Source organism: Microbulbifer maximicatervae (SeqCode) (assembly GCF_052466985.1).
Genome location: NZ_CP174298.1, coordinates 1,777,880 through 1,793,808, shown reverse-complemented (window position 1 = coordinate 1,793,808; position 15,929 = coordinate 1,777,880). Strand labels below are relative to the sequence as shown.

Annotated in this window: 14 protein-coding genes; 11 read left to right on the top strand and 3 right to left on the bottom strand. The window is 50.2% G+C overall.

The features are described from left to right. Positions 1-100: 100 nt before the first annotated feature. Positions 101-589 carry an Lrp/AsnC family transcriptional regulator gene (locus tag ACJJI3_RS07715; protein ID WP_413665315.1) on the bottom strand — a complete coding sequence of 163 codons (489 nt, stop codon included), beginning with the start codon at positions 587-589 and terminating at the stop codon, positions 101-103. A gap of 645 nt (positions 590-1,234) precedes the next feature. Between ACJJI3_RS07715 and ACJJI3_RS07710 the strand changes: the two genes are divergently transcribed. Then, the gene (locus ACJJI3_RS07710; RefSeq protein WP_444942050.1) at positions 1,235-4,747 is read left to right on the top strand and encodes an indolepyruvate ferredoxin oxidoreductase family protein; all 3,513 of its coding nucleotides are present in this window, start codon (positions 1,235-1,237) and stop codon (positions 4,745-4,747) included. 24 nt (positions 4,748-4,771) lie between these two features. On the opposite strand, the gene ACJJI3_RS07705 is transcribed toward ACJJI3_RS07710, so the two are convergent. Together ACJJI3_RS07705 and ACJJI3_RS07700 are read right to left on the bottom strand one after the other, a co-directional pair. Continuing rightward, entirely contained in the window at positions 4,772-5,443 is a 672-nt protein-coding gene (locus ACJJI3_RS07705) for a ChrR family anti-sigma-E factor (RefSeq protein WP_444942049.1), read from the bottom strand. A gap of 7 nt (positions 5,444-5,450) precedes the next feature. Beyond that, positions 5,451-6,065, bottom strand: a complete 615-nt coding sequence (locus ACJJI3_RS07700; RefSeq protein WP_444942048.1) for a sigma-70 family RNA polymerase sigma factor — start codon at positions 6,063-6,065, stop codon at positions 5,451-5,453. Positions 6,066-6,319: 254 nt separating this feature from the next. Between ACJJI3_RS07700 and ACJJI3_RS07695 the strand changes: the two genes are divergently transcribed. From ACJJI3_RS07695 to ACJJI3_RS07650, 10 genes are all read left to right on the top strand, one after another. Continuing rightward, positions 6,320-6,748 carry a nuclear transport factor 2 family protein gene (locus ACJJI3_RS07695; RefSeq protein ID WP_413665319.1) on the top strand — a complete coding sequence of 143 codons (429 nt, stop codon included), beginning with the start codon at positions 6,320-6,322 and terminating at the stop codon, positions 6,746-6,748. Continuing rightward, positions 6,749-7,528, top strand: a complete 780-nt coding sequence (locus ACJJI3_RS07690; RefSeq protein WP_444942047.1) for an SDR family NAD(P)-dependent oxidoreductase — start codon at positions 6,749-6,751, stop codon at positions 7,526-7,528. Continuing rightward, a complete protein-coding gene (locus ACJJI3_RS07685; protein WP_444942046.1) occupies positions 7,528-8,778 on the top strand; it encodes an NAD(P)/FAD-dependent oxidoreductase in 1,251 nt (416 codons plus the stop codon). Before ACJJI3_RS07690 ends, ACJJI3_RS07685 begins: the two co-directional genes overlap by 1 nt. Before the next feature lie 13 nt (positions 8,779-8,791). Then, entirely contained in the window at positions 8,792-9,589 is a 798-nt protein-coding gene (locus tag ACJJI3_RS07680) for a DUF1365 domain-containing protein (protein ID WP_444942045.1), read from the top strand. Next, on the top strand, positions 9,586-10,854 hold the full coding sequence (locus ACJJI3_RS07675; protein WP_444942044.1) for a class I SAM-dependent methyltransferase: 1,269 nt from the start codon (positions 9,586-9,588) through the stop codon (positions 10,852-10,854). The genes ACJJI3_RS07680 and ACJJI3_RS07675 overlap by 4 nt, the downstream gene beginning before the upstream one ends. A gap of 137 nt (positions 10,855-10,991) precedes the next feature. Continuing rightward, positions 10,992-11,507, top strand: a complete 516-nt coding sequence (locus ACJJI3_RS07670) for a DUF2878 domain-containing protein (RefSeq protein WP_444912753.1) — start codon at positions 10,992-10,994, stop codon at positions 11,505-11,507. Continuing rightward, the gene (locus ACJJI3_RS07665) at positions 11,500-12,234 is read left to right on the top strand and encodes a hypothetical protein (protein WP_444942043.1); all 735 of its coding nucleotides are present in this window, start codon (positions 11,500-11,502) and stop codon (positions 12,232-12,234) included. The genes ACJJI3_RS07670 and ACJJI3_RS07665 overlap by 8 nt, the downstream gene beginning before the upstream one ends. Positions 12,235-12,410: 176 nt before the next feature. After that, complete coding sequence (locus ACJJI3_RS07660) at positions 12,411-12,806, top strand: YMGG-like glycine zipper-containing protein (RefSeq protein WP_444896834.1); 396 nt, start codon at positions 12,411-12,413, stop codon at positions 12,804-12,806. 286 nt (positions 12,807-13,092) lie between these two features. Then, on the top strand, positions 13,093-14,112 hold the full coding sequence (ahr, locus tag ACJJI3_RS07655) for an NADPH-dependent aldehyde reductase Ahr (protein ID WP_444905634.1): 1,020 nt from the start codon (positions 13,093-13,095) through the stop codon (positions 14,110-14,112). Positions 14,113-14,872: 760 nt separating this feature from the next. Next, positions 14,873-15,898 (top strand): alpha/beta fold hydrolase, encoded by a 1,026-nt coding sequence (locus ACJJI3_RS07650; RefSeq protein ID WP_444942042.1) that lies wholly within the window; start codon positions 14,873-14,875, stop codon positions 15,896-15,898. The last annotated feature ends 31 nt before the right edge of the window (positions 15,899-15,929 follow it).

The window sequence follows — 15,929 nt, the reverse complement described above, 5'->3', positions numbered from 1 at the left end:
GAGTTCCAATTAATTGGCTTAAGCAACCCGCACAATTTTGCGACGGCTAAAGGCAAGATTGTGAATAGACGCCCGCAAGAATGCAGGCGTCAAAAAAGGCTCAGCTTTGGTTTTCCAACAACTGATCCAGGGGCAACTCAGTGCGGTAACGTACCTGCTTTAAAGAGAAGCTGCTTTTAATATGATCGATGCCTGGGAGTTCAGTGAGTTTTTTATCCAGGAATTCCTGGTAAGCCTGCAAATTGGGTACAACAACTCGCAGCAGGTAGTCGAAATCACCGGTCATCAGGTAGCACTCCATCACTTCCGGCCATTGGCCGATAACTGATTCGAAGTCCTGTAACTCTTTTTTCACTTGGTGGTTAAGAGTAACCTGGATAAATACACTTACCGGTAGCCCAACCTTTTCCGGTTCAAGCAGGGTAACTGCGCGTTTTATAAACCCTTGCTCGTTTAGGTTTTTAACCCGCCGTGAACAGGGGGAGGGTGAGAGGCAGACTTTTTCTGCAAGCTCAATATTTGGAATGGTGGCATCCTGTTGAAGGATTTCCAGAATTTTTTTGTCGATGGCATCCAGTAAATAGGCCATGGTTATATTCCGTATCTCATCTCTCTGAACGTACGCCGGTATCGCCGGCTGCTAATCATCAACCTGCCAGTGAACCTTTGCTTCCCAGCGTTCTCCGGTAAATTGTGTGCATTGCGTACATGGTTTTTTTTGGTTTGTTATGGCAGTAGCTTCCTATACTGCGCATCTTTTGTGAGACCTTCTCGTTTTTTATTAATTTCCCGCTAATGGGTACGTTGCCCAACCGGTTGATACTGGTTAGCTGTAAACGGGCGGAAACTGATATCCCCTGATCAGTTCCAGGCTATACCTCTCAAAAAGCTGAACCTTTGGCGCTTATTTAGTCACACAGGGTGTGAAGGCCATAGGCGAGCACCATAAGAGGGCATGTCCTTTCCGTTGTATCCCCCAAAATACTTCATTTTGAGTGATTTGTTGCCAGTAGCTGGTCATCTTTAGCGAGTTATGGCGGCATTATGCCTGAGTTGGGCCAATTTTGGTATGACCTGCTCTGCCGGGCAGTGTTAATTTTAGCGCTATTAAACAGCTCTGGTCTGTTCTGCTGTAACTCGGGAGATGCCGCGAATATTTTCGCGACATGTTACTGGCGTCGAGAACTGGAGTGATGAAAGCAATAAAGCAATAAAGATAAAATAGGTGGTACCCATGGCAATGGTCGAAGGCGATCAGGAATTGGGCTTTGATAGCGAGTATTCGCTGAAAGCGGCTTTTACCCGTGAATCCGGCCGTGTATTCCTGACCGGAATTGACGCCCTGGTTCGTTTGCCCTTAATGCAAAAGCGCATGGATGAGCTGGCGGGCCTCAATACAGCTGGCTTTGTTTCCGGTTATCGCGGTTCCCCATTGGGCGGTTACGACCAGGCCCTGTGGCGGCACAAGAAGCTGTTGGCCGAGCGGGAAATCCATTTTGAGCCGGGCATTAATGAAGACCTGGGGGCGACCAATATTTGGGGTACCCAGTTGCTGGATCACTATCGCCAGCAGGCAACGAAAGACGGCGTCTTTTCTATTTGGTATGGCAAGGGCCACGGTGTAGATCGCACCGCAGATGTTTTCCGCCAAGCCAATATTCAGGGTACCTCAAAATTGGGCGGTGTTTTGGCGCTGTGTGGGGATGACCACACAGCAGAATCCTCCATGTTTTCCCACAATACCGACCAGATTTTTGAGTCGGTAATGATGCCGCTGATATTTCCGTCCTCCATTGATGAGTACCTGACCCTGGGCCTCGCGGGCATTGCTTTATCCCGTTTTTCGGGCTTGTGGGTGGGTTTTAAGGCAATTACTGAAACTGTAGAGGCCGGTGCTTCCTTGATTGTGCCGGAGTTGCCCCAGTTTACAATTCCAGCTGACTTCCCAATCCCGCCACACGGCCTGAACTACGATCCCCACCTGAATTGGCCTGCCGAGCGCCTCGAGTACGAGCGCCGTATGCTGGAGGAGCGTTTGCCTGCAGCCAAGGCATTCGCCTATGCCAACCGCCTGGATAAAACCACCCACAGTGCGGAGCGAAAACGCTTCGGCATTGTAACGGTGGGTAAGGCCCACGGTGATTTGCTTGAGGCTTTGAAACTGCTCAACTTATCAGAGGCAGATCTGAACTCAGCCGGCATCTCCATCTATAAAGTGGCGATGTCCTGGCCGCTGGAGCCTAGGGGCATCAGTGAGTTCGCCAAGGGCATGGAGCGCTTGCTAGTAGTCGAGGAGAAGCGTCCCCTGGTGGAGGATCAGCTGAAAAACCTGCTCTACGGTTGGGAAGATAGTTATCGTCCGAAGGTAGTCGGTAAGAAAGACCTGGATGGCAAGGACCTGTTGCCGGCAGTGTGGGGCTTTGGCCCGGATCAGGTGGCCAAGGCCATTGCCCGCTGGCTGGTGGATACTGAACTGGCGCCACAGCTTATTCCCCTGGCAGAAAAACTGGGGGGCAATGTCGCTGCAAAGGCTCAGGGCTTGTTGGCTCGTGAACCCATTTTCTGTGCAGGTTGTCCTCATAACACTTCCACCAAATTGCCAGAAGGCAGTTTGGGGAGTGCCGGTATTGGCTGTCATATTATGGCTTTGGGTAAAGGCCTGCGCACCGATACCTATTCCCATATGGGAGGCGAGGGCGCCCAATGGGTAGGACTGCACCGTTTCTCCAGCGCCGAGCATATTTTCCAGAATATGGGCGATGGAACCTACAACCACTCCGGGCTATTGGCCATTCGCCAGGCCGTGGCGAGCCAGGTGAATATCACCTACAAAATTCTTCTGAACGATGCGGTGGCCATGACCGGTGGCCAACCCGCCGATGGCGAAGTTAATGCTCCCTCCCTGGCTGCACAGTTGCTGGCCGAGGGAGTTGGCACAGTCGTTCTTTTGACAGAGAACCCCGACCACTGGCGTGAACACCGCAGCCAACTGCCCACTGCCGTAGAAGTTCTTCCCCGCTCTGAGCTGGACGCCGTGCAGCGTCGCCTGCGGGAAACTGCCGGTGTGACGGCGATTATTTATGAGCAGGTCTGTGCGGCCGAGAAACGCCGCCGCCGCAAGAAAAAACAGATGGTCGATCCATCCCAGCGACTGCTGATTAACCACCGGGTCTGCGAAGGCTGTGGCGATTGCAGTGTTCAGTCCAGCTGTATTGCCGTGGAGCCGCTGGAAACCCCGTTGGGGCGCAAGCGTCAGATCAATCAGTCCAGCTGCAACAAGGATATGCGCTGTGCCGATGGTTTCTGCCCGAGCTTTGTCACTGTAGAAGGGGGAGAACTGAAAAAGCCCCCGGTGCAGTCCCTGGCGGATGCCTTAGACGTGGCTATTGCCGGATTACCTTCTGCGCCGGTCGCGACTCCGGCCCAGCCACTCAGTATTTTGGTGGCCGGCATTGGTGGCAGTGGTGTACTTACCGTGGCGGCACTGCTGGGCATGGCGGCGCACCTGGAAGAGAAGGGCAGTACAACTTTGTACTTTACCGGTCTCTCACAAAAAAATGGTGCCGTGGTGGCTCATGTAAAAGTGGGAGAAAACCCCGAGGCGATTACCACCGCTCGTATTCGCGATGGCGCGGCGCAGTTGTTACTGGGCTGCGATATGGTCACCGCCGCTGGCCAGCGGACCAAATTTGCCACCGGCGAAATGCGTGCCCTGGTAAATACTGCTGAAGTACCGGTAGCTGCCTTTGTTCGCGACAACGAGCTGGCATTCCCCGCCGATGCGACCCAACAGAGTATTGAGTCCCTGTGTGCGGAGTATTTTGCCTTTGATGCGAATAAATATGCCCAGGCACTGTTTGGCGATACCGTAGCCAGTAACTTGATGATTATGGGTTTTGCCTGCCAGAAAGGACTGCTGCCAATCGGAGAAGCGGCCCTGGAACGGGCCATTGAACTCAATGGTGTGGCGGTAGAGAACAACCTGCGCGCTTTCCGCGCGGGCCGTTTACTGGCGGAAAACCCTAAAGCGATCGAGCAATTGGCAGTCCCGGCCAAGCCGGTGAAATTGGTGGAGCCTGAGGAGTCGGTGGAGCAGTTGCTGGAGCGATTGGCGGCAGAGCTTCGCGACTATCAAAGCCCGGCCTATGCGGCAGAGTTCCTTCGCCATATAGAGGCGCTGCGCAAAGCAGAATCCTCACTGCCAGCTACTCGGGGCGATCTTACCCGTATGGGTGCGCGCAGCCTTTATAAAGCGATGGCCTATAAAGATGAGTACGAAGTGGCGCGCCTCTACACCGGTGAAGATTTCAAGCGACAGCTACGTGAGACATTCAGTGGCGACTACACCCTGAAATTCCATATGGCGCCGCCGCTTCTTGCGCGCCCCGATAGCAGTGGTCGCGTGCGCAAAATGCAGTTTGGCCCCTGGATGGGCAAGCTGATGCCGCTGTTGGCTAAGGGTAAAGTTCTTCGCGGTACTGCATTGGATGTCTTCGGTTACACCCAGGAGCGCCGTGCTGAACGCCGCTGGGCCCAACAGGTGGCCAAAGCAGTTGATAGCGTGGCCGCGCATCTGTCCGGCGAAAACCTGTCAGAGGCACAAGAGCTGCTCGAAATCCCCCTTCAAGTGCGAGGCTATGGCCATGTGCGCGAGGAAAAATTCGCGGCGGTCAGCGATCGTTGGGATGAGCTTTCTGCAGTATTTGTGGACGGGGAGCAAGAGCCGACTTCTCTGGCGGCGTCCTAGACGCCGCAGCTCTTTTAATCGGTGTCAGCCCGGACGAAACGGGATAAGGCGGTTTAGCAACCAGCCGCTGACACCGGTAATCGCCACCGGTGCCTGTACCGCAGAGAAGCACAGGCACTCTTGATCTTCTGTGACCGTCGGGCGGTGCACGTCGCCGGGTTCTCGCAACAAAAAGTCCCCTGGACTATAAACACCATCGCTATCAGAGAAGCTGCCGTACAGAACCAGGGTGAGTTCGTAGCCCCGGTGATCGTGCTCTGCAACTTTGCCGCCACAACTCAGGCGATGAAAGCTCACTTCATATTGATCCTGCCCGGTTTTTAGTCGACACATTTTTAAGGCGGGCGCGATAGTTTTCCATTTGATTGGGGGATTTTTTTTCAGCAGCTTGTGCACGACTGGCGGCGCATCCGCCAGCATGGGCTCTGTGGATTTGGATCTCTCGGGAGCCACTTGTTGCTCCGGTTCAGCTGCCTGATCAATACGTCCCATCAGGCGTTGGAAAGCCTCATCGTTTACGGCCTGTGGTGCACAGGACTCCAGAATGGAGCCACCCAGGGTGTTCATGGTTTGATATTGAGCGCGACACTCGGCACACATTTGTATATGGGCAGAAACGACCAGGCTGGCGCCTTTGGGCAGGCTGCCGGAAGCGTATTCAAGGAGTAAATTTTTATCGGGGTGGTGGCGAATCATACTAAACCTACTTGGCCAACCTCGCTTGTAACTTCTTTAGGGCCAGTCGCACGCGGGACTTTACCGTGCCCAATGGTAATTCCAGCTCCTTGGATATCTCACTGTGGGATTTTCCCTCCATATACGCCTTTTCCAAGACGTGGCTCTGTTCTGCCGGCAGACTGCGCAGGCCTTCCGCAACTTCCTTTTCGTTGCGTCTTCTCTGTAGAAATATCAACGGTTGGTGTTCGGGGGTTTCATCCCAAACATCCATGGCTTCAATAATCTCGGCGTTTTGATGACGCCCGTTGCGGCGCAACATGTCGATACGAGTGTTGCGCATAATGGTGAATATCCAGGTGCTGGCAGAAGCCTTGCTGGCATCGAAGCTGGGGGCCTTGCGCCAGACTTTAAACAGGGTCTCCTGAACTAGCTCATCGGCGGCTTCAGCGCTAATTGCCTGGGTGGTGCGGCTGTGATGGAAACCCTTAATTAGTGGGGCAAAGTGGTGAAAGAGCTGCTCAAAGGACTGGCGATCACGCTCCGCACCGACTCGCGTCAGCAGGGCACTCCAGTCCTGGTCCTCTCTTTGTGGCAGTTTCACCGGGCGTATTTCACTTTTTGCTTGGGGGCTATGCGCCATGTTAACGGTCTTTCTGTCGTTGTCGATACTCACGCAATCAAGCATGTCTGGAAATTAGTGTTGAGACCTGTTGTGGTACATCCGTGTACCACACTCTGCAACAGACTCTCAGGGGGAGACTTCCAAGTTGTCTGATAACTACTTACGCAGAGGGGGCATAACTGGATCTCCCTGGCCTACCTTTTATTAAGCGGTGATCCAACCAATGGGGTGTGGCGTATTTATCTGCAGCTTGAACAGTAAGGAATCCGATGATGAGCGCGTTGATTGAGGAGCTAGAGGAGTACTACAAAGACTTCCTGATGCAGGAAACTGGCAGCCTTGGATCACTATATAGCGACGATGTCATTTTTTGTGACCCGTTGCATCGGATAGAGGGATTGCCTGCTTTAAAGAGTTACTTTGCGGGAATGAGCAGGGGGCTTACCCAGTGCCGCTTCCAATTTGATGATCTGCCGGTGGTGGGCGAGGGCAGCGCCTGCCTTTCGTGGACCATGCACTACCGACACCAATCACTCAAAGGTGGACGCCCATTACAACTTCGTGGCTGTAGCCTGTTGCGTTACACCGATAAGATTCACTACCACGAGGACTTTTACGATATGGGTGCCATGGTCTATGAGCAGGTGCCGGTATTGGGCTCCTGCATTGGTTTTATCAAGTCGCGAATGGAGCGCAACTAAGTGTCCCAGGGGATTCGCGATAAAACCATCTGGATCACAGGTGCTAGTTCGGGTATTGGACGCGCGCTCACATTGCGCCTGGTGGAGCAGAATAATTTTGTGATTGCCAGCGGTCGCAGGCTGGATGCGCTGACGGAGTTACAGAACATAGCCCCCAGTCGCCTCAGGGTATTGGACTGTGACCTTAGTGATGATGCGGTAATGCCGGGAGTTGCTCGGCGATTAGCGGACTTCACAGATCACCTGGATATGGTGATTGCTTGCGCTGGTACCTGTGAATATGACGACGACCTTCAATTGGATATCACCATGTACCGGCGGGTTTTTGGTGGCAACTTCTTTGCCTTGGTGAATACCTTGAAATGCGCGCAGCCACTGTTAGCCGCAAGCCGGACTCCGGTTTTTGCCGCGCTCGGTAGTCTCTCGTCAGTGGTGCCTTTTCCCCGCGCCGAAGCGTATGGCAGCTCCAAAGCGGCGGTGGCCTATTTTTTAGAGTCGGTGCGCGCCGATACCAGCCTCACTCCACTTCGAGTAGTTCAAATTCGCCCGGGGTTTGTCGATACCCGCCTTACCCAGCGCAATGATTTTGATATGCCCTTTTTAATGACTCCAGAGCAAGCTGCCGAGCGCATTGAACGCGGGCTCTGTGGTGTTGGGCATACAGTTGATTTCCCCAAACGGCTCAGCTGGCCTCTGCGGTTTCTGGGTTTTTTCAGCTCAATCTGGTTCCGTTTTTGCGTACCCAAAATGACAAGAATCCGCACTCTAAGGAAGAATTGATGCGAATCGCTATTGTTGGCAGCGGCATTGCCGGTCTTACTGCCGCTTATCTATTGAATCGAAAGTACGATGTCACCCTGTTTGAAGCACAGGCGCGCCTGGGAGGGCATACCGCTACGGTTGATATTGATGATGGGGGGCGCCGGTTAGCAGTGGATACCGGCTTTATTGTTTACAACGACTGGACCTATCCGAATTTTATTCGCTTGCTTAAAGAGCTGGGAGTTCAATCCCAACCCACCTCCATGGGCTTTAGTGTGCGCTGCGATCAGGAGGGGTTTGAATATGCGGGTAACAATCTCAACAGCCTGTTTGCACAGCGCTCGAACATCGTAAGCGCTGGGCACTGGCGTATGCTCTGGGACATTGTGCGCTTTAACCGCAATGCCCTCCGCGACTGGCAGGAGGGGAGGCTGAGCGAGACATTGACCCTGGGTGAGTATCTACCTGCGAATGGTTACTCTGCGGAATTCGCCAATCGCTATTTGGTACCTATGGGCTCTGCGATCTGGTCTGCCAGTGTGGCGCAAATGCTGGAGTTTTCTGTTAGTTTCTTTGTCCGCTTCTTTGTCAATCACGGCCTGCTCAACCTGGTGCGCCGCCCACAGTGGCGAGTGATTAAGGGCGGGTCGCGTGAATATATTGATCCGTTAATACAATCTTTCACAGATAAAATTCGCTTATCTACGCCCATTGAGGCGGTGCAGCGCTGTCGGGAAGGTGTGAATGTTCGCACTGCTGCAGGGGAAAATTTAGAGTTTGATGCCGTTGTTTTCGCTTGCCACTCCGATCAGGCCCTTCAATGTTTGACAGACCCTAGCGGCAGCGAACAAAAAATCCTGGGGGCTATACCCTATGCAAAAAATGCCGTGGTCCTGCACACAGACAGCACCTTGCTACCCCGTCACCGTCGTAGTTGGTCGAGTTGGAATTACCAATTGCGCAGTGAACAGGATGCACTGCCTGTTTTGACATACAACATGAATATACTTCAGGGCTTGAATACAGAGAAAACGTATTGTGTCACTCTGAATGCCGAAGAGCGTATCGATCCCAAGTCTGTGCTCGGTCGTTTTGAATACTCCCATCCCCAGTTCTCTGTGGCTGGAACACGAGCGCAACAGCAGTGGGATAGTATTAATGGCGTTAACCGCACCTGGTTCTGCGGTGCTTATTGGGCAAATGGATTTCATGAAGACGGCGTAACGAGTGCGCTGCGAGTGGCTCGGGGGTTGGGTGTTGACTGGTAAGGAGGCCGGTATCATGGAAAGTGCGATTTATACCGGGTGGTTGGAGCACCGGCGCTTTGCGCCCAGAGCTCATCAGTTTCGCTACCAGGTTTTTATGATGTATGTCGATTTGGCAGAGGTGGAAGCCATTTGTCAGCTCTCACCTCTTTGGTCCTCCCAGCGGCGAGCACCTGCGAGATTTTGTCGCAGTGATTTTTTTGGCGATGAATCCCTCAGTCTTGATGAGGCAGTTCGACAGCGGGTGGAGGAGGAAGCGGGAGAGCAGCCTGCGGGACCTATTCGTTTGCTGGCCAATTGGCGCTACTTTGGCTACAACATGAATCCACTCAGTGTTTACTATTGTTTCGATGCTGAGGGCCAGAATGTGGATTGGCTGCTCCTGGATGTACACAACACACCCTGGAAAGAGCGTCACAGCTATGTTTTGGATTGCCGTAATAATACCAAGTTGCAAAAAGCGACCTTCGCAAAAACATTTCATGTCTCGCCTTTTATGCCCATGGCCCAAGGGTATCGATGGAGGGGGACAAAACCTGGAGAAAAGCTGACAGCTTACCTGCAAAATTTTGATGCGAGTGCCGAGGATACAGAAGATGGCACTCGCCCAATGTTTGATGCAACCCTGAGTTTACAGCGTTGCGAAATTAGCGGCCGATCGCTTAATTCAATATTGATCCAGTACCCCTTGATGACCGTAAAAGTTATAGCCGCCATTTATTGGCAGGCACTGAAATTATGGGTCAAGCGTATCCCGGTATTTTCGCACCCTCGCGATGACGCCGAGGTTCAGGCAGGAGATAAACAACTATGAGAGCAGTTCAGGAAGTTGATCAGGCTTCGTCGTCAAAATCAGAAGTATCGGCACAGTCCTGGCTCGTTCGCCTGGCCCGCAAGCTGGTGTTGGAAAAACTCAAGGGTATTGATCGTGGCCACTTGCTAATTGAAGAGGGGGAGCAGTGTTACCACTTTGGCCAGAGGCCAGAAGAAGCAGAGATCTCGGCACATATTTGCGTACATGATCCATCCAGCTATATACAGGTGCTATTAAACGGAACCATTGGTTCTGGAGAAGCCTTTATGCAGGGCGCCTGGACCTCAACCAATACCGTGGACCTGATTCGCCTGATGGTGGACAACATGGAATTGGTGGAAGGTATCGATAGTCGTTGGAGCTATTTACCCCGATTAGGCCTGCGCTGGTTACATCAGTTGAATGCGAATAACCGCAATGGCTCACGCAAGAATATTTCTGCACACTATGACCTGGGCAATGAATTTTTCCGGTTATTTTTGGACAGGACCATGCTGTATTCATCTGCGGTCTACCCGTCTGAAAACGCAACCCTGTTTGAAGCCTCAAATCATAAATTAGAACTGATCTGCCGAAAGCTAAAGTTAAAATCCTCTGATCACCTCCTTGAGATTGGTACTGGGTGGGGTGGTATGGCCATTCACGCTGCCAAGTACTATGGCTGTAAAGTAACAACCACTACTATTTCCCAAGAGCAATATGACTACGCCCGTCAATGGGTAAAGCATGAGGGTTTAGAGGGTCAGATAACCTTGCTATTACAGGACTATCGGGACCTGAAAGGTAAGTACGATAAAATTGTATCGATTGAAATGGTGGAGGCAGTAGGGCACGAATTTCACAAGACCTTCTTCGCTGGTTGTAGCGAATTACTCAAAGAAGATGGCCTGATGGTGATGCAGGCAATCACCATTCGCGACCAGCGCTACCACGAGTATCGTAAAGAGGTCGACTTTATTCAGCGATATATCTTCCCCGGTGGCTGCCTGCCGTCTAATCAGGTTATCGCGGACCATATTGCCAACTCAACAGATATGCAGATTGTTGGGCTCGAAGACATCACCGCCCATTACGCCCGCACATTAAGTGACTGGCGCAAAGCATTTCTTGAGCGAATTTCCAAAGTGCGCGAGTTAGGTTTTGATGAGCGCTTTATCCGTATGTGGGAATTCTATTTATGCTATTGCGAAGGGGGATTTTTGCAACGAGTGATTGGTACCGCCCAATTTGTGTTCGCCAAACCTCGGTTTCTGGGTAATTTCTAAAGTCTCTCCGGTTACTGTTGTGATGTGTTTGGCTTTCAGAATGGCTCAGGATCAATGCGTGATTTCAGGGAGTTGTTTAAACCTTTTAAGGCTTTGCAATCCAAGGATATTACGGAATCAACCAGAGGCTCTCCTGCATGTGGCGTTTTGTCGCTAATGCCTTACTCTTCGATATCGCCTGGCCACTGTGCGTCATAGTGGCCAAGGTATGGTTGGTGGTTCCCTTTACTCTGTTGAACCTTTTTGTACATCTGCGCTATATCGCCAATTTGCCCAGGGAACCGCTTTGGTTAGCAGGGGTGTTTATCTTTGGTGTGTCTATAGACTCTATCTTGTTTCATTTGGGGGTGATGCGAAATGACAGCGGCTCCTCCTGGCCTCCCTTATGGCTGATCTGCCTGTGGTTGAACTTTGCCATGACCTTACGATACAGTTTGGTTTTCTTACAGAAAAATCTATGGTTGGCGGTAATCCTGGGTGGTTTTTTCGGACCATTTAGTTACTTTACCGGTGCATTCCTAAATGGCACTGTGGAATTGCACAGGCCCCTGTGGCAATCCCTGGGAACATTAAGTGTAATTTGGGCCTGCATCCTGCCGTTGTTTGCCTATTTGGCAAGAAAGATTTGTCAAAAAGAGGTGAGCAATGCTTGAATTTATTGCGATGTCGGCTATTGCCGGAACTAACTGTCACTATGAAGGGCCTTTCCTCGTAAAAGGTTTGGCCTATGATCCGGATAATCAACAGTTGCAGTACTGCGAATATTATACTTCGCAAGATAATGGCGAAATAACTGTTTTCTACTATGCCCCCCAGGGTGATTTGATAGCAGAGAAAACCCTTCGAGAGCGAAATGGCCCCGCAGCTGGTCGCAGTGCCTTACCTAGTGTAACTCAAATAGATCGGAGGCATGGCGAAGTCCGTGAAGTCCTTTGGGATAACGGCCAGTGGATGATGCGCTACAGAGCCAACGAGGACGAAGCCTGGAAAGTAAGTTTGCGAGAGGCACGAAGTGTTGATGTAGTTGATGCAGGCTTTGATACTTATGTGCGTGACCACTGGGACTTATTGTCTTCAGGAAAAGCTCTTAAATTCAATTTTGCTTCACCACTGCATGGTCGATCGATAAAGCTGCGCGCTAAGGCAGTATCCTGTAATCAAGCGGCAAGTGAAAATACTTGTATACGAGTAGATGTTGCCCAGCCTCTTATCCGCCTTTTCGTAGAGGACTTAAATCTCACTTACGATACGGAGAGTCGGCGATTAAAGAGTTTTAAGGGCATAGTAAATATCCTCGATCCACAAGCGAAATCTCAAGAATTAGAAGTGTTTTACCAATATTCAATTCCGCCTGTAGGAACCCAGCCTGCAGTTCCATAGATAAAAGGCGCCCCCACTAATAGCTACAACACTATTTACGCCTGTTGGATTTGTTGCCCAGCGGGTCATTCATTTTTAGGCGCCGGACTGGCGTCAAGTTCTACCAGCAGCTAAACCTAAAGAAGAAAAGCGTGACAAGCTCACTATCCTGTGGCGAAAGCGATATGGGGTGTTTGATGAAGACTGCTATTTCTGCAACTGCTGGAATTATGATGTCGCTGCTTTATGGTTGTGCGAATCAGCCAGAGCAGGTTCCCGGTGCCGGTGGAATCGTTATCGATACCTGGGGCGTTAACATGAATCAGTATCAAGCGGACCTTGCAGAGTGCAAGGGAATCGCTTACTCCACGTACAGTGACCAAGGGCGCAGAACAGCTGCCGGTGCTGCGGGTGGTGCTGTAGTTGGTGGTGCGCTCGGTGCAATAGTCGGTGACAGCGGGCGTGCTGCGGTAGCCGGAGCCGGTGCCGGCGCGCTTGTTGGGGGCTTGTCAGGGGCGGGTAGTGCGAGCTCTGAGGCAACCTACATCATCAAGAATTGCCTGGTTGGTCGCGGATATCGAGTGTTGAATTGATCTTCTGCGAAAAACTGCGGTCCAATTTCTCATCAGTCCTCTGCTATTCAGCAACCTCACAGGACTTGGCACTGGCCGGGGGAAGTACCCCCGGCCTTTTTTCTGTTTTACAGCTTTAATTTCAATCTTTTTCTTTCTCCCGGTTAACACTTTTAATTTCTGTGCTAGATAGTAGGGCCACTAGTTTCTAGAAAATAAAATTGTAAGGATGCAATAAAGTCTACAGCAGAATGGCGTCTAAACTTTTAAGGTCATTTGTGATTTCCTTTTCTTCAAGGAGCCCGCCATGTCTACTGCATCAACTATTAATGCCTATGCAGTCTTAGAGGCCGGCGGTCCATTTAAAACCTACCAAATTGCAGCAGGAGAGCTGGGTGCAACAGAGGTTGAACTGGAAATTATGTACTGTGGCATCTGTCATAGTGACTTGAGCATGATTGAAAATGAATGGGGTATTGGACAGTACCCTATGGTTGCCGGTCACGAAGTCATCGGCCGTGTCACCGCGATGGGGGAGCAAGTAGCTCATCTTAAAAAGGGCACGGTGGTTGGGTTGGGGTGGAATTCAGGCTACTGTGAAACATGCCATACTTGTCGAATTGGTGACCTCAACTTATGTAGAGAGGCAAAGTTCACCATACTCACCAATGGAGGCTTTGCCGATAAAGCCAGGGCGGACATGAGTAGCCTGGTTGTGATCCCTGATGGTGTGGATTATGCATCAGCCGGCCCCCTTTTATGTGCGGGTATTACCGTATTCAATCCATTGGTCCAATTTGATATCAAACCCACTGACAAAGTGGCTGTGATTGGTATTGGTGGCTTGGGCCATCTTGCCTTGAAGTTTTTCCATGCCTGGGGCTGTGAAGTTACCGCGTTTACATCCAGCGAGGAAAAACGTAAAGAAGCCTTAGCTCTGGGTGCTCATAAAACACTGAACTCCCGTGATCCCGCAGAGATTCAAGCGGCGGCAATGAGCTTTGATTTTATTCTGTCGACTGTGAATGTCAGTCTTGATTGGGATTTGTATATCCAGGCTTTGAAACCAAAAGGGCGTTTACACTTTGTTGGAGCTGTAACTAACCCAATCCAATTTACTCTATTCCCCTTGTTATTTGGGCAGCGCTCAATTTCAGCATCTCCAGTCGGCAGCCCTGGTACCATCGAAACTATGCTTGAGTTTGTGGCGCATCATAAGATTAAACCTGAGATAGAGATTTTCCCAATGAGCCAGATAGAAGCGGCATTTGAGCATTTGAAATCTGGTAAGGCTAAGTATCGGATTGTTTTGTCGCAGGAAGGGTAGAGGGATATTGTGCTCAGACCACGATGTCAAAGAAAAGAGCGTCCAAAGTCCTACTGTTTTAAATCCTAAGCAAGTATCCACAAGTCTAGATAGAAATAGATACAAGTAACAATAATAATCCAAATGCTAGAAAGCAGCGTCCATAAAAAACATCGCGGCAACAAGTGCGAGTTAAAAAGGAGTCTTCCAGCCTCAAATATTCTTTTTCTCTAATAAAGTTATCAAAAAGTTTGTGTTTCTTGATCTCATTGATGTCAAAGGACTCAGACATGAGAAGTTGTTTGTACGTGCCCTCGTGTTCAAATTTTAGGTGTTTTTTTACTGATGCTCTATATAAAAAAGTTTTCGCAGCAAAAAATAAAAATATGATCGTGAGGGATACAAGTAAAGCAGCTTCGTACATTATTGGCACCATTTGATCTTGTAGATGTTAGATCATGGGTAGAAGCTATCATCTTTAAGCGATTTTAGACAAGTTTGTTTACCTTTAAGCTTCTGTTGAGCGATCCTAGAAGCGATGAGCTGCAGGTAACCTTACACTTAGGGTTTCGCCCTTAGATGCCCGTGCTGGAGGCTTAACTCAAATATATCTACATTTACTGTCCAGCAGTTGTGGCTAGACTGTTTAATCATCAACAAAAGATGACAAGTGTCATATAAATTTGATGACAGAAATGACTTACCCAATTTCCGCTATTGCCTGATATTACATATAAATATTATTTCTGCATCGCTGTTACGGTGTTTATGGAGGCTTACATTGATCAAGAAAGTTTCTTTAATCGTTGGCGCGATAGTATTCCTTCTGGTGGTAGTCTGTACTATTTGGGTCCTTACAACGCCCCCGCTACCCAAAGATATCCAGAAACAGCTAAATCTGAGTCTTGAGAAACCACTACCCGAACTGATCTCAGGTCAGAGCGGATATGTTCGCTCAGGGAGCCTTAAAATTTGGTATCAACTTAAAAGCTCAGAGGGGATACCTGTTCGTGGCACAGTGTTACTGATAAACGGTATGGGCTCTTCTTCTTTGTATTGGCCATCTGAAGTCTATGAGCCACTCTTAGCTGCTGGCTATCAAGTACTACTCACCGATCATCGTGGCTGCGGTGCCTCGAGTTGGGTTACCAACTGGACTAAGGAGACTGCTTACGACCTTTCCGACATGATGCGCGATAACCTTGCGGTTATGGACTCCCTGGGGATTAAGCAAGTTCATGTTATGGGCGCCTCAATGGGAGGGATGATTGCGCAAGAAATGGCCCTGCAATACCCCAATCGCTTGAAAAGCCTTACTTCAATCATGTCCTCAGGTTTTCTCGACGACCCCGAGTTACCCCAGGGAAAAACCTTCAGATACAATATGCTTCGGCTATTTCTTCGCTATGGACTCAGTGGCTCCGATGAGGGTATGGCTAAGTTGATGGTAAGTACTTATCACAGTCTTCAGGGGCAGGGAGGCTTTGATGTTGAGCATATTGCACACACTACTCTCTACGAACTACGTCATAGGCAAGGATTTGATCATAATCTGCCAGTTCAGCAGTTTACAGCAATCTCTCTTTCTGGCTCGCGGTTAGAGCGATTGGAAGACTTAGAGGTCCCCACTATGGTTATCCACGGTGATAGAGATCCCCTGTTAAGTATTGCTCAAGCCAAAAAGTATGCAGCTCGCATTCCTGGTGCTAAAACGTTGTGGGTAGAAGGTATGGGCCATGCCATGGCACCTGTATATGTGAAAGAATGGATGGAGCATGAAGTACAATTTTTGGAAGCTAATAACTAATGTCGGCATATCACTATTTACAAAGGTTCTA